We start from the raw sequence: 14,507 nt of genomic DNA on the forward strand, positions 1-14,507 counted from the left end.
CGGCGATCGGAGCGGCCAGGGTTCGGCGCTTCGGGCGGCGGGAACGGTACTGGAGCCGTCGGCACCAGCGGACAAGGGCGCGCGGGAGGGAAACGGGGTGCGCGACATCACGGCAGCGGGCGCACCACCCCAGGACGTCGACGCGCCCCCGCACCAGGCGCCGCGCGGCGATGGCGCCCCGCCGCGCGCCCAGGGTGTTCCGCCTCACGTTCCACCGCCCGCCGAGGGCGACGCCGCGACGCACAACTCGGCCGCCCCACCGGCCGATTCGGGCGCACCGGCGCAGGACGCTCCGGCGCACGACGCGGAATGCGGTGCCCCGAACGCTCCGTCGGCAAGGCACCATGGACCGATGCGCGACAAGGCGGCCGACGAGCACAGGGGGTCCCGGGTGGCCGCAGGGAGCATCGGCGCCCTGGTGCGACGTGCCGCCGAGGGCGACGAGCAGGCGACGCACGACCTGTTGGCGCACGTCCATCCCCTCGCGTTGCGCTACTGCCGCACCCGGCTGTCCCGGCTGCCGGGGGACGCCCGGCACTTCGTGGACGACCTCGCGCAGGAGGTCTGCCTGGCCGTGCTGTGCGCGCTGCCGCGCTACCGCGACCAGGGCCGTCCCTTCGAGGCGTTCGTCTTCGCCATCGCCTCGCACAAGGTCGCCGACCTCCAGCGGTCGGCGATGCGCGGTCCCGGCTCCACCGCCGTACCGTCCGAGGACCTGCCCGAGACCCCGGACGACTCGCTCGGCCCGGAGGAGCGCGCGGTGCTCAGCAGCGACGCCGAGTGGGCCAAGGCGCTGCTGGCGAACCTGCCCGCGACCCAGCGGGAGCTGGTGCTGCTGCGGGTCGCCGTCGGGCTGACCGCGGAGGAGACGGGGCAGATGCTGGGCATGTCCCCGGGCGCGGTGCGGGTCGCCCAGCACCGCGCGTTGAGCAGACTGCGGGCGCTCGCCGAGCAGGCGGAGGCGATGCGGGCCGATGACGCCAGAGGGCTCACGGCATAGCGCGTTCCGGGCGAGTGCCGGGCACATTGAGTGCCCCTGGAACATCACGTTCGGGGGACAACACAGGGCGTGGGCCCGGGTCGCAAGCGGCCGGGCGGGAAGTGTCGCGAACCCCAGTAGCATGGGATGCCACGCCGGGCAAGAGCATTGGGGAAGGTGTCATGACTGCGAACGCCGACGGAGTGGCCGAGAAGGTCGCCGAGAAATTCGGGTACCTCGGGCTCACCTACGACGACGTGCTGCTGTTGCCTGGCGCGTCGGAGGTGGTGCCGAACCAGGTCAGCACCGCTTCCCGGATCACCCGGAACCTCAAGGTCAACATCCCGCTGCTGTCCGCGGCGATGGACAAGGTGACCGAGGCCCGGATGGCCATCGCCATGGCCCGCCAGGGCGGCGCCGGTGTGCTGCACCGCAACCTGTCGATCGAGGACCAGGTCAACCAGGTCGACCTGGTCAAGCGCTCCGAGTCCGGCATGGTCACCGACCCGATCACGGTGCGCCCGGACGCCACGCTGGCCGAGGCCGACGCGCTGTGCGCCAAGTTCCGGATCAGCGGTGTGCCGGTCACCGACCCGGCGGGCAAGCTGCTCGGCATCGTCACCAACCGCGACATGGCCTTCGAGTCGGACCGCAGCCGCCAGGTGCGCGAGGTCATGACCCCGATGCCGCTGGTCACCGGCAAGGTCGGCATCTCCGGTACGGACGCCATGGACCTGCTGCGCCGCCACAAGATCGAGAAGCTGCCGCTGGTGGACGAGCAGGGCCGCCTCAAGGGCCTGATCACCGTCAAGGACTTCGTCAAGGCCGAGCAGTACCCCAACGCCGCCAAGGACGCCGAGGGCCGGCTGCTGGTCGGTGCCGCGGTGGGCGTCGGCGACGAGGCGTTCGTCCGCGCGCAGGCGCTGGTCGAGGCCGGTGTCGACTTCCTGGTGATCGACAGCGCGCACGGCCACAGCCGCGGCATCCTGGACATGGTCGCCAAGGTGAAGGCCAACCTGAAGACCGAGGTCGTGGCCGGTAACGTCGCGACCCGCGACGGCGCCCAGGCGCTGATCGACGCGGGCGCGGACGGCATCAAGGTCGGCGTCGGCCCGGGCTCGATCTGCACCACCCGGGTGGTCGCCGGAGTCGGCGCGCCGCAGGTCACCGCGATCTACGAGGCGTCGCTCGCCGCGGGTCCCGCGGGCATCCCGCTGATCGGCGACGGCGGCCTGCAGTACTCCGGTGACATCGCCAAGGCCATCGCGGCCGGTGCCGACACCGTGATGCTGGGCAGCCTGCTGGCCGGGTGCGAGGAGTCGCCGGGTGAGCTGCTGTTCATCAACGGCAAGCAGTTCAAGTCGTACCGCGGCATGGGCTCGCTCGGTGCCATGCAGGGGCGTGGCCAGGCCAAGTCGTACTCCAAGGACCGCTACTTCCAGGACAACGTGCTCTCCGAGGACAAGCTGGTGCCCGAGGGCATCGAGGGCCAGGTGCCCTACCGCGGTCCACTGTCGGCCGTGGCGCACCAACTCGTCGGCGGTCTGCGCTCGTCCATGGGGTACGTGGGCGCGGCGACGGTCCCGGAGCTGAAGGAGAAGGGCCGCTTCGTGCGCATCACGGCGGCGGGCCTGAAGGAAAGCCACCCGCACGACATCCAGATGACCACCGAGGCGCCGAACTACCACGCGCGCTGACCCCCGTCCGACCGACGGTGAGCCCGCGTCCCGTGAAGGGCCGCGGGCTCACGCCTGCCGTCTCGGGGATACTGGACGAGCAGGCCACGAAGAAAGGCGAACAGTGACTGAGATCGAGATCGGGCGGGGCAAGCGCGGCCGCAGGGCCTACGCATTCGACGACATCGCCGTCGTCCCGAGTCGGCGCACCCGGGACCCCAAGGAGGTCTCGATCGCCTGGCAGATCGACGCCTACCGCTTTGAGCTGCCGTTCCTGGCCGCGCCGATGGACTCGGTGGTCTCCCCGGAGACCGCGATCCGCATCGGCAAGCTCGGCGGCCTCGGGGTGCTCAACCTGGAGGGCCTGTGGACGCGCTACGAGGACCCCGAGCCGCTGCTGGCCGAGATCGCCGAGCTGGACGACAAGTCCGCCACCCGGCGGTTGCAGGAGATCTACGCGGCCCCGATCCGTGAGGACCTGATCGGCCAGCGCATCAAGGAGGTGCGCGACGCGGGCGTGGTCACCGCCGCCGCGCTCTCGCCGCAGCGCACCGCGCAGTTCTCCAAGGCCGTGGTGGACGCGGGCGTGGACCTGTTCGTGATCCGCGGCACCACTGTGTCGGCCGAACATGTCTCGAGCTCGCACGAGCCGCTCAACCTCAAGCAGTTCATCTACGAGTTGGACGTGCCGGTCATCGTCGGCGGGTGCGCCACGTACACCGCCGCGCTGCACCTGATGCGCACCGGTGCCGCTGGTGTCCTGGTCGGCTTCGGCGGCGGCGCCGCGCACACCACGCGCAACGTACTCGGCATTCAGGTGCCGATGGCCACCGCGGTCGCCGACGTGGCGGCGGCCCGCCGGGACTACATGGACGAGTCCGGCGGCCGGTATGTGCACGTCATCGCGGACGGCGGCTTCGGGGCCAGCGGTGACCTGCCGAAGGCGTTCGCCTGCGGTGCGGACGCGGTGATGATGGGCTCGCCGCTGGCGCGTGCCACCGACGCGCCGGGGCGTGGCTTCCACTGGGGCATGGAGGCGGTGCACGAGGAGCTGCCGCGCGGCAAGCGGATGAACCTCGGCGCGGCCGGGACCACCGAGGAGATCCTGCTCGGCCCCTCGCACGCCCCGGACGGCTCGATGAACTTCTTCGGCGCGCTGCGCCGTGCGATGGCGACCACCGGCTACTCGGAGCTGAAGGAGTTCCAGCGGGTCGAGGTCATGGTCGCGCCCTCGGTGGCGCACCGCTGACGCACCGCTGGTACCACGGACACAGGGGCGGTCCCGGACTTCGGAGTCCGGGGCCGCCCCTTTCGTGTGTGCGGCACCGGCCTCAGCGGTTGCGGCCCACCCGGCGGGTGACGGCCCAGCCTTCGAGGCCCGCTATGCCGAAGAACAGGAAGTCCTTGGCGTCCAGGCTGTGCTGCCAGGCCTTCAACAAGTCACCGAACTGGCCGAAGAACAGGTGGAAGAACGACAGCTCCGGATCCATGTGGCTGGCGAGCCAGGCGATCCCGACGAGCTGGCCGAGCCAGACCGCGAGCAGGGAGAAGACGATGCCGAGCACCGGCAGTACGCCGTTGCGCCCGCCCGCCTTGCCCATCGCGGCGCCGATCAGGAGGCCGACGGCGAGCGCCACGTACCCGATCTCGTGGTTGGTGAACCGGATGATGGCGGCGTACAGCAGCGCGGCGCCCAGTGCCGTGCCGAGCCCGGCGAGCACGCCCGCGCCGACGTTGTCCGGGCGCGGCGGTATGGCCGCCACGGGCGGCACCGGCGATGCCGCGTACGGGTTGGCGGCGGGCGGCGGGTAGCCGCCGGGCGCCGGGGCCTGGGGCTGCGGCTGCTGTCCGTAACCCGGTTGGGCGTACGGGTTGTTGCTGGATGGCTGCTGCCAGGGCTGGCTCATGGTGTTGTCCCCCGTGAGTGAGATTTTCGGCCAGAGGCTAGCAGTCAGCTCTGACAGTGGCTCAACAGCGCTGGTGTAGGGGCCAGGTAAGGCGTTGAGCCGACTGCCGCTCAGGGGGCAAATGAATACGACTACGGCAATACTTAGTGTTTATGGCGCAAAAGAAGACGTTCTCCGGTCGTGACATGGGTATCGACCTCGGCACCGCCAACACGTTGGTGTACGTCCGAGGGCAGGGAGTCGTGCTCAACGAACCGTCAGTGGTGGCCGTCAACGCGGTCAGCGGCGAGGTGGTCAGCGTTGGCACCGAGGCGAAGTCCACCATTGGCCGAACGCCGATCCACATCGTGGCGGTGCGTCCGCTGCGCGACGGCGTGATAGCCGACTTCGAGATGGCCGAGCGGATGCTCGCCCACTTCATCCGCAAGGTGACGGGCAACCGGCGCTACGCGCGCCCCCGGGTGGTGGTCTGCGTGCCGTCGGGCATCACCGGTGTCGAGCGGCGCGCGGTCATCGAGGCCGCGACCAACGCGGGCGCCCGTCAGGTGCATCTGATCGAGGAGCCGATGGCGGCCGCCATAGGCGCCGGGCTACCGGTGAACGACCCCATAGGCTCCATGGTGGTGGACATCGGCGGCGGAACCACCGAGGTGGCGGTGGTCTCGCTGGGCGGCATCGTGGCGGCCCGCTCGGTGCGCACCGCGGGCGATGCGATCGACGCCGCGATCATGGCGTACGTACGGCGCGAGCACTCGCTGATCATCGGTGAGCGCACCGCCGAAGAGGTCAAGATGGCCATGGGCTCGGCCGCTCCGGTGACCTCCTGGTCGGACCGGGTGCGTCGGCTCGACCACCAGTTGGACCCGGAACTCGATCGGGAACTCGACCGGGAGTTGGACCGGGAACTGACCCAGCGGTTCGACGGAGGCCCCTCGGTGGGCGCCGCCGAGCAGGACGAACGCGGCGCCGAGTCGGAAGGCGAAGCCGAGATCACCCAGGCCGTGCCCCGCGCCGACGGCTGCCTGGTGCGCGGGCGGGACCAGGTCAGCGGGTTGCCGAAAACCTTGCAACTCGACGCCGAGCAGGTGCGGCACGCGATCAGTGAGCCGGTGGACGCCATCGTGGACGCGGTGCGGCACACCCTCGACCTGTGCCCGCCCGAGCTGGCGGGCGACATCATGGACCGCGGCATCGTGCTCACCGGTGGCGGTGCGCTGCTGCGCGGTCTGGACGAGCGGCTGCGCACCGAGTTGCAGATGCCGGTCGTCATCGCCGACCGGCCGCTGGACTGCGTGGCGATCGGCACCGGCAAGTGCGTTGAGGACTACGGGTCGTTGAAGCGGGTGCTGGACGCCTCGCCGCCCTCGTACACCCACACCGTGGCGAGGGTCTGACGGCGCTGCGCGGCCCGGTGCCCGCGGCAAGTGACGCGAGCGGTCCTCGCGCGTTGAGTGGAGCAGACGACGGCGAACACGGACGGGGGTACGTGGCCAGGTGGCGTACGGCGCTGGAGTTCCCCCTGCCAACGGTCAGGGGAGTGCGGCGGGGGCGCGCGGCCGTGCGCTGCGCGCCGTACTGCTGGTCGGTCTCGCCGCCCTGCTCAGCGGGCTCGCGGTGGGGCCGCTGACGATGCTCGCGCTGGGCGCCTCCGGCACGGCGGACGGCGCGGACGCCACGGCGTTCACCCCCCGCCCGCCCCGCAGCGGCCAGGACGACGCGGGCGCCACGTACCCCGTCGACGTCGTCCTGGACACGCTGACCCCCGCCGTGCCCAAGCCCGACTCGACGGTCACCGTCACCGGACGCCTGGTGAACACCACCACCCGGCAGATCACCGGCGCCCACCTCGGGGTGCGGGTCGACCAGGAGGGCGAGGTCACCGGGCACACCGAGGACGTCGCGCCCCTGGTGCCCGGCCAGAGCCTGCCGTTCACCTTCGACGTGCCGGTGTCCGCGCTGGACCTGTCCGGCGCCCGGGACCACCGGCTCAGCCTCGCGTTCACGGGCGCGGACGGCACGGTGCTGGGGCTGCTGCGCACCCATCTGCCGTGGTACCCGCCCAACACCTCGGGGCCGCCACTGAACGTCGCGGTGCTCTGGCCGCTTACCGACACTCCGCACATGGAGGCGGTCTCGCTCGGCGCCGGGGAGAACGCCAAACCCGTCTTCCGGGACGACGCGCTGGCGGACGAGTTCGCGCCCGGCGGCAGGCTGCGCCAGGTGGTCGCCGCGGGCGCCGGGCTGCCCGTCACCTGGGTGGCCGATCCGGGGCTGCTGGACGAGGCGCGGTCCATGGCGACCGGCTACCAGGTCGCCAAGACCCCGGACAGCGGCAACCCGCAGGACAGCCGCAGGGGCACCGGCGACAAGGCGGCCACCGCCTGGCTGACCGCGGTCAAGAACGCGGTCAAGGGCCGCATGGTGGCCGCCTTGCCGTACGCCGATCCCGACCTGGCGTCCATCGCCCACAACGGTTCCAGCCGCGATGCGCTGTCCGCCCAACTCCCGCCCGCGGTAGGGCTCGGCGGCCAGCTCGTGGCGAGCACCCTGGGCGGACCGCCGCACACCGAGATGGCCTGGCCCTACGGTGGCGCGGTGGACCGGTCGATCGTCTCGCTCACCGGAAGGCTCGGCCTGAACACGGTGGTCTCCTCCGGTGATGGGCTGTCCACCGGTACCTCGCAGCCGCGGGTGTCGCTGGGCGGCGCGACCACCGCCCTGGTGGGCGACCCGGCGTCGGACGCGGTGCTGGAGCGCGACCTGACCGGTGAGGGCGATCCGGTGGCGGCCCGTCAGGAACTGCTGGGCGACCTGCTGGACGCGCAGCGCCGCTCGTCGGACGCCCCGGGCGGACTGGTGGTGGTGCCGCCGCGGCAGCTGACCGGTCAGGCGGCACAGGTACTGGCCGACGCGCTGCGGTCGGCGAGCGGCGCGGGCTGGATCCATCTCGTCGCACCTGAACAGGTGGCCGACAAGCCACCGTCCGCGACGGTCGGCCCGGTGAGCGGCTATCCGCAGGAGCTACGGGACACCGAGCTGTCGGCGCAGGACATCAAGGCGGTGGACAGCATCCAGCCGGACCTGGACACCCTGTCCCGGGTGCTGTCCGATCCGGTCCGTACGACGAACGCGGTGCACCGGGCGATGCTGCGCGCGGTCTCCACCGGCTGGCGGACCAACACCCAGGGCGCGGAGTCGTACTCCGAAGGCGTGGAGGCGTACGTCGACGACTCGATCACTTCGGTGCGCCTGCTGCCCAAGGTCGGTGCCGTCACGGTGGCGGGCGGCTCCGCCTCGGTGCCCGTCACGCTCGCCAACGGGCTGCAACAGGGCCTTGCCGGACTGGAGTTGAAGGTCACCTCATCCATGCCGGGCCGGTTGACGGTCACCAATCCGCTGATCCCCATCACCGCGCCCGCCGCCGCCAACCACACCGAGCAGATCAAGGTCGACGCGCACACCAACGGACCTGTTCAGGTGACCGCGCGGCTCTACACCGTGGCCAACGGAAAGCCGTGGGGCGATCCGCTCACCTTCCGGGTGACCGTCCGCAAGTTCTCGCTGGGAGCGGTGGCGATCATCGCGGGCGGAGTGCTGCTGGTGCTGCTCGCGGGCGCGTACAAGATGCGCCGGGCGCGCCGCGATTGACCGAACGTGCCCGCTTGGCACCGCCGTTGACCGAGCGCCCTTCACAGTCGGGCCGCGGCGCCCGCCGGAGTCGCGCCCCTGGTGTCGAGCAGCAACTGGGCCTTGACGGCGAGCCCTTGCAGGTCGTAGGTGCGGTGGTGCTGGAGCAGTACCGTCAGGTCGGCGTCCGCGGCGGCCTCCCACAGCGAGTCGGCGCGCGGCACCGGCCGGTCCATCACCCGCCACTCCGGCACATAGGGGTCGTGATAGCTCAGCGCCGCGCCCAGTTCGATCAACCGGGAGCCGATCTCCCGCGCGGGCGCGGCCTCCTGGTCGGCCAGGTCGGCCTTGTAGGTGACGCCGAGCAGCAGCACCCGGGCGCCGCGCACCGACTTGCCGTGCTCGTTGAGCAAGGTGGCGCAGCGCTGTACGACATAGCGCGGCATGCGCCCGTTGACCTCCTGCGCGAGCTCCACCATGCGCAGCGGATAGCCCAGCGTACGGCCCTTGTACGCAAGGTAGTTGGGGTCCAGGGCCACGCCGTGGCCGCCGACGCCGGGGCCCGGCCTGAACGCCTGGAAGCCGAACGGTTTGGTCTCCGCGCAGCGGATCACGTCCCACAGGTCGATGCCCGCGTCATGGCAGAAGACCGCCATCTCGTTGGCGAGCGCGATGTTGACCTGCCGGTAGTTGGTCTCCAGCAGCTTGACCGTCTCGGCCTCGCGCAGTCCCCTGGCACGCACCACGCGTTCGGTGAGCCGTCCGTAGAAGGCGGCGGCGGCCTCGGTGCAGGCGGAGGTCAGCCCTCCGATGACCTTGGGGGTGTTGGCGATGCCGTGCGCCCGGTTGCCCGGATCCAGTCGGTTGGGGGAGTAGGCCAGGTGGAAGTCGCGTCCGGCGCGCAGCCCGGAGCCGTCTTCGAGGACGCCGCGCAGGAACTCCTCGGTGGTGCCCGGATAGACGGTGGATTCCAGGATCACGGTGGTGTGCGGCCGCAACTGGACGGCCAGTGTGCGGGCGGCCTCCACGACCGCCGACAGGTCGAGCGCGCGGTCCTCGCCCAGCGGGGTCGGCGCGCAGATCACCGCGGTGCGGGCCCGGCCGAGCGCCGCGGGGTCGTCGGTGGCGCGGAAACCGGCGGCCAGCATCCGGCGCACCGCGGCGGCGTTCAGCCCGTCGACCGGGGAGCGCCCGGCGTTCAGCCCGTCGACGACGGCGCGGTCGGTGTCGTAGCCGATGACGCCGATGCCGCTGGCCGCCGCGGTCTGGGCGAGCGGAAGGCCGAAGTGGTTCAGGTCGAGGACGGCGAGGTCTGCGGGCACGGTGGTTCAGTCCTCTCCCGGAGGTCTGGCTGTGCCGAATGGCGCATTTAAGGTTAAGCCGACATATGACTGAAATTTAGTATTGGGTGCTGTGCGTGGCGGCGCGTGGCGCGATCACGACCGGTGCTGACCGGCGCGAGACGGTTTCGGACTGGCCGACGCCCCGGTTGCCGGTCACCATCGAAACCACGGGGAAGCGTGACCGTCCGCACCGGGAGGCACAGTGAAGACCGCACTACTGGGGCCGCGGCAGCGTGGCGAGGCGTTGGCCCGGATGGCCGAGCAGGAGCTCGACGTGCTGGTCATCGGAGGCGGCGTGGTGGGCGCCGGAACCGCCCTGGACGCGGCGACCCGCGGCCTGGTCACCGGGCTGGTGGAGGCGCGTGACTGGGCGTCGGGCACGTCGAGCCGCTCCAGCAAGCTGATCCACGGCGGCCTGCGGTACCTGGAGATGCTGGACTTCGCCCTGGTGCGGGAGGCGCTGAAGGAACGCGGCCTGCTCACCCAGCGGCTGGCGCCGCACCTGGTCAAACCGGTGCCGTTCCTCTACCCGTTGACGCGCCGCGGCTGGGAGCGGCTGTACGCCGGTACCGGTGTGGCGCTGTACGACACCATGGGCATCTCATCCGGCCACAGCCGCGGACTGCCGAGCCACCGTCACCTGACGCGGCGCAAGGCGCTGCGCATCGCGCCGTGCCTGCGCAAGGACGCGCTGATCGGCGCCCTGCAGTACTACGACGCCCAGATGGACGACGCCCGCTACGTGGCCACCTTGGTGCGCACCGCCGCCTCGTACGGCGCGTGGGCCGCCAACCGGGCCCGGGTGGTGGGGTTCCTGCGCGAGGGGGAACGCGTTGTCGGTGCCCGGGTGCAGGATGTGGAGCAGGGCGGGGAGTACGAGGTCCGGGCCCGTCAGGTCGTCAACGCGACCGGGGTGTGGACGGATGAGACACAGGCACTCGTGGGGGAGAGGGGGCAGTTCCATGTCAGGGCGTCCAAGGGCATCCACCTTGTCGTGCCGAAGGACCGGATCCATTCCACGACCGGGCTGATCCTGCGCACGGAGAAGAGCGTGCTGTTCGTGATCCCGTGGGGGAGGCACTGGATCGTCGGCACCACCGACACCGACTGGGACCTGGACAAGGCGCACCCGGCCGCGTCCAGTGCCGACATCGACTACCTGCTGGAGCACGTCAACTCGGTGCTCGCGGTCCCGCTCGGCCGCGATGACGTGCAGGGCGTGTACGCCGGGCTGCGCCCGCTGCTGGCCGGGGAGTCGGAGGCGACCAGCCAGCTGTCGCGGGAGCACACGGTGGCACATCCCGTACCGGGCCTGGTCGTTGTGGCGGGCGGCAAGTACACCACGTACCGGGTGATGGCCAAGGACGCGGTGGACGCGGCGGTGCACGGACTGGACCGCCGGGTCGCCCAGTGCTGCACCGAGGAGGTGCCGCTGGCCGGAGCGGACGGCTACCACGCGCTGTGGAACGCGCGGGCGCGCATAGCCGCCCAGTCCGGGCTGCACGTCGCCAGGGTCGAGCATCTATTGAATCGTTATGGATCGTTGATTACCGAGCTGTTGGATCTGATCGCCGCGGACCCAACGCTGGGTGAGCCGCTCGCCGCGGCCGACGACTACCTGCGGGCCGAGGTGGTGTACGCCGCCTCGCACGAGGGTGCGCGCCATCTCGACGACGTGCTCACCCGCCGTACGAGGATCTCCATCGAGACCTTCGACCGCGGGACGCTGAGCGCCCGTGAGGCGGCCGACTTGCTGGCACCGGTGCTGGGTTGGGACCGGGAACATCTGGAGAAAGAGGTTACGCACTACGAGAAGCGGGTCGAGGCAGAACGTGAATCGCAACGCCAACCCGACGATCTGACCGCGGACGCTGCTCGCTTGGGTGCGCCAGATATCGTGCCCCTCTAGAAAAACCGTGCGGCCACCGGGATCTCAGGCGTGACGGGGAGTGAGAGGGGTGGAGAGTGTCCGATCAGGGGCGGTTGGTGGCCGGCCGGTACCGGCTGGTCGAGCTGATAGGCCGGGGGGGCATGGGCACGGTCTGGAGGTCCGAGGACGAACTGCTCGGCCGTCAGGTCGCGGTCAAGAAGCTGCGCGTACCACCGCAGTTGCACGATGACGAGCGCGAGACCCTGTACGAGCGCACCCGCAGGGAGGCGCGCAGTGCCGCCCGGATCACCCATCCCAACGTGGTCGTGGTGCACGACGTGGTCGAGGACGAGGGCCTGCCGTGCATCGTGATGGAGTACGTGCCGTCCAGAACGCTCGGTGACGTGCTGAAGAAGGACGGTCCGGTGACGCCGCGTGAGGCGGCGCGGATCGGCCGCGGCATGGTCGCCGCGCTGCGCGCCGCACACCGCGCCGGGGTGCTGCACCGTGATGTCAAGCCCGCCAACGTGCTGTTGAGTGCCGAAGGCCCGGAGGGCGGCGAGAGCTGGCCGGGCGGACGCGTGGTGCTCACCGACTTCGGCATCGCCTCGGCGACCGGGACCTCCACCCTGACCCGCACCGGAGAGCTGATCGGCTCCTTCGACTACCTGGCGCCCGAGCGGATAACCGGCGGCACCGGCGGCCCGGCATGCGACCTGTGGGCCCTGGGGGCGACGCTGTACCAGGCGGTGGAGGGCGTGGCGCCGTTCCGCCGGGACACCCCGATCGAGACCGCGTACGCCATCGCCTCCGAGCCGGTGCCCACCCCGCGCCGGGCCGGTGCGCTCACCCCGGTCATCGAGTCGCTGCTGGAGAAGGACCCCGACAAGCGGATGACCGCCGAGGAGGCCGAACGGCTGCTGGTCGCCTCCGTGGAGACGGTCGCCGCCCGCACCCCCCGCCCGACCCCGTCCTGGGCGGTGGGCGATGCGGCGCACAGCGCGGGGCACGACTCGGCGCCCGCCGCCGCCGACGACCAGCCGACGGCCGTCGTCGGCCAGCACGCCGCCGTGCCGGAGCAGCGCACGGCACCGGAACGGCACGAGGCCCACGACACCCGCAACCTGTACGGCGAGCGCTCCGCCGACGACGTCACCGAACAGGTCCGCCCCGCCACCCCCGCGCCCCAACCCGCCGCCCCCGCACGGCCGGAGGCCCCCCGCACCCGCCGCGGCAAGCGGGCGGCCGTGTGGTGTGCCGCCGCCGTCCTGGTGGCCGCGGTCGCGGCCGGAGGGCTGCTGCTGGCCCGGTACGGCGGCGCGTCGGGCGGCACGCCCGCGACCGACAGCAGCGCGTCCGGGGCGCCCTCGGGAGCCGCCGCTCCGACGGCGCCGCCCGGCTACCATGTGGTCAACGACCCGGCGGGCTTCGCCATGGCGGTGCCCAACGGCTGGATCCGTCAGACGAAGGACGGCCACAACATCCACTATGTGGACACCCAGAACAAGTGCGACCTGTTGGTGAGCATTGAGGACTACGCCGGGCCGAGCCCGTTGCAGCACTTCCGCGACCTGGAGGGCACGTTGAAGGCCGACAACAACGGCTACAGCCTCCTTCGGATGAACCCCACCCAGGCGCAGATCTATGGCCAGCAGGTACCGGCCGCGATCTGGGAGTGGAAGTGGAAGGGTCAACTCCGCTGGTACCACGCCATCGACCTGGGCTTCGGCAAGGAGGGCGGCACGGAGTACGCGGTCTACCTCTCGGCACCGGACGCCGAGTGGCAACAGCGGCTGCCGGTCTTCGACAACGCGGTGAAGACCTTCCAGCCGCACGGCTGAGAGCGGCCCTCGCTCATCTGCGGGGGCACTAACCGGCCGAAGTGTGAGCACTCGGTTCCGGAACCGGGGGCAGGCGCACCGATGTCCTACCCACAGGGGATGATGTGATGGGGCAGTCGCATCGACCCCGTGTCGACCCGTGCGCCGCCCGATGCATCGTCATATCGATCTGCAGAGGACGTTGATGACCCAGGCGCAAGGCACCACCGGCCGTCTCCTCGCCGACCGCTACCGCCTCGGCGAGGTCCTCGGCAAAGGCGGTATGGGCACGGTGTGGCGGGCGGTCGACGAGACCCTGGGCCGTACCGTCGCCGTCAAGGAGCTGCGGTTCCCCGGCAACGTCGACGACGACGAGAAGCGCCGTCTGATCACCCGCACCCTGCGCGAGGCCAAGGCGACCGCGCGGATCCGGGCCAACGGCGCGGTCACCGTCTTCGACGTGGTCGAGGAGGACAGGCGGCCGTGGATCGTGATGGAGCTGGTCGAGGGCCGCTCGCTGTCCGACGCGATCCGCGCCGACGGCCCGCTGCCGCCCAGACGCGCGGCCGAGGTGGGGCTCGCCGTCCTCGACGTGCTGCGCGCCGCGCACAGCGAGGGCATCCTGCACCGTGACGTGAAGCCGTCCAACGTGCTGATCGCGGACGACGGCCGGGTGGTGCTCACCGACTTCGGCATCGCCCAGGTCGAGGGCGACCCGTCGGTCACCTCGACCGGCATGCTGGTGGGCGCGCCGTCCTACATATCCCCGGAGCGGGCCCGCGGCCAGAAGCCGGGCCCGCCGTCCGACCTGTGGTCGCTGGGTGCGCTGCTGTACGCGGTGGTCGAGGGCCGCCCGCCGTACGACAAGGGCTCGGCGATCGCCACGCTCACCGCGGTGATGACCGAGCCGGTCGACCCGCCGAAGGTCACCGGCCCGCTGGCGGACGCCATCCACGGCCTGCTGATCAAGGACCCGGCCAAGCGCCTGGACGAGCCGGGCGTAAGGGAGTTGCTCGAGGAGGCGGTCAACGCGCCGGAGGCCCCGGACGCGGAGGAGACCCGGATGATGGCGATCCCGGCCGATCCGCAGCCCACCCCGACCGACGCACGCCCGCTGTCGTGGCAGCAGGAGAAGATGCTGGGCGCGCTGCGGTCGTTGACCAACGCCGCCAGCGCCAAGCCGGACCCCGAGCCGAAGCTGAAGCCCGTCACGGTCACCTCGCCGTTCTCCCGCGCCCGTACCTCGCCGTTCTCCACCACCGGCCTTTCCCGTTTCTCTCCCACC

The 14,507-nt window shown here is 71.4% G+C and carries 10 protein-coding genes; 8 read left to right on the forward strand and 2 right to left on the reverse strand.

Translation table 11 applies throughout. The features are described 5' to 3' along the window. Positions 1–352: 352 nt before the first annotated feature. From NON19_RS31060 to NON19_RS31070, 3 genes are all read left to right on the forward strand, one after another. A complete protein-coding gene (locus NON19_RS31060) occupies positions 353–1,000 on the forward strand; it encodes a sigma-70 family RNA polymerase sigma factor (protein WP_255932532.1) in 648 nt (215 codons plus the stop codon). Between the two features lie 161 nt (positions 1,001–1,161). Beyond that, positions 1,162–2,676, forward strand: coding sequence for an IMP dehydrogenase (guaB, locus tag NON19_RS31065; protein ID WP_255932533.1), 1,515 nt, complete (start codon positions 1,162–1,164; stop codon positions 2,674–2,676). A gap of 103 nt (positions 2,677–2,779) precedes the next feature. Continuing rightward, the gene (locus tag NON19_RS31070) at positions 2,780–3,904 is read left to right on the forward strand and encodes a GuaB3 family IMP dehydrogenase-related protein (RefSeq protein ID WP_255932534.1); all 1,125 of its coding nucleotides are present in this window, start codon (positions 2,780–2,782) and stop codon (positions 3,902–3,904) included. A gap of 82 nt (positions 3,905–3,986) precedes the next feature. Here NON19_RS31070 and NON19_RS31075 read toward each other — a convergent pair whose 3' ends face one another. Further along, complete coding sequence (locus NON19_RS31075) at positions 3,987–4,562, reverse strand: hypothetical protein (RefSeq protein WP_255932538.1); 576 nt, start codon at positions 4,560–4,562, stop codon at positions 3,987–3,989. A gap of 152 nt (positions 4,563–4,714) precedes the next feature. Here NON19_RS31075 and NON19_RS31080 point away from each other — a divergent pair, with 152 nt between their 5' ends. Both NON19_RS31080 and NON19_RS33255 read left to right on the forward strand, forming a co-directional pair. Then, entirely contained in the window at positions 4,715–5,956 is a 1,242-nt protein-coding gene (locus NON19_RS31080) for a rod shape-determining protein (protein WP_255932539.1), read from the forward strand. Positions 5,957–6,056: 100 nt separating this feature from the next. Continuing rightward, entirely contained in the window at positions 6,057–8,210 is a 2,154-nt protein-coding gene (locus NON19_RS33255; protein ID WP_308213763.1) for a hypothetical protein, read from the forward strand. A gap of 41 nt (positions 8,211–8,251) precedes the next feature. On the opposite strand, the gene NON19_RS31095 is transcribed toward NON19_RS33255, so the two are convergent. Next, complete coding sequence (locus tag NON19_RS31095) at positions 8,252–9,511, reverse strand: nucleotide sugar dehydrogenase (protein WP_255932541.1); 1,260 nt, start codon at positions 9,509–9,511, stop codon at positions 8,252–8,254. Between the two features lie 223 nt (positions 9,512–9,734). Here NON19_RS31095 and NON19_RS31100 point away from each other — a divergent pair, with 223 nt between their 5' ends. The 3 genes from NON19_RS31100 to NON19_RS31110 form a co-directional block, all read left to right on the forward strand. Further along, a complete protein-coding gene (locus NON19_RS31100; RefSeq protein WP_255932542.1) occupies positions 9,735–11,441 on the forward strand; it encodes a glycerol-3-phosphate dehydrogenase/oxidase in 1,707 nt (568 codons plus the stop codon). A gap of 56 nt (positions 11,442–11,497) precedes the next feature. After that, a complete protein-coding gene (locus tag NON19_RS31105; RefSeq protein ID WP_255932543.1) occupies positions 11,498–13,243 on the forward strand; it encodes a serine/threonine-protein kinase in 1,746 nt (581 codons plus the stop codon). A 184-nt stretch (positions 13,244–13,427) separates the two neighbouring features. Further along, a partial coding sequence (locus NON19_RS31110) for a serine/threonine-protein kinase (protein WP_255932544.1) occupies positions 13,428–14,507 on the forward strand: 1,080 nt, incomplete at its 3' end.

This window comes from Streptantibioticus rubrisoli, assembly GCF_024436055.1.
In the GTDB taxonomy this organism is placed as follows: Bacteria; Actinomycetota; Actinomycetes; order Streptomycetales; family Streptomycetaceae; genus Streptantibioticus_A; species Streptantibioticus_A rubrisoli.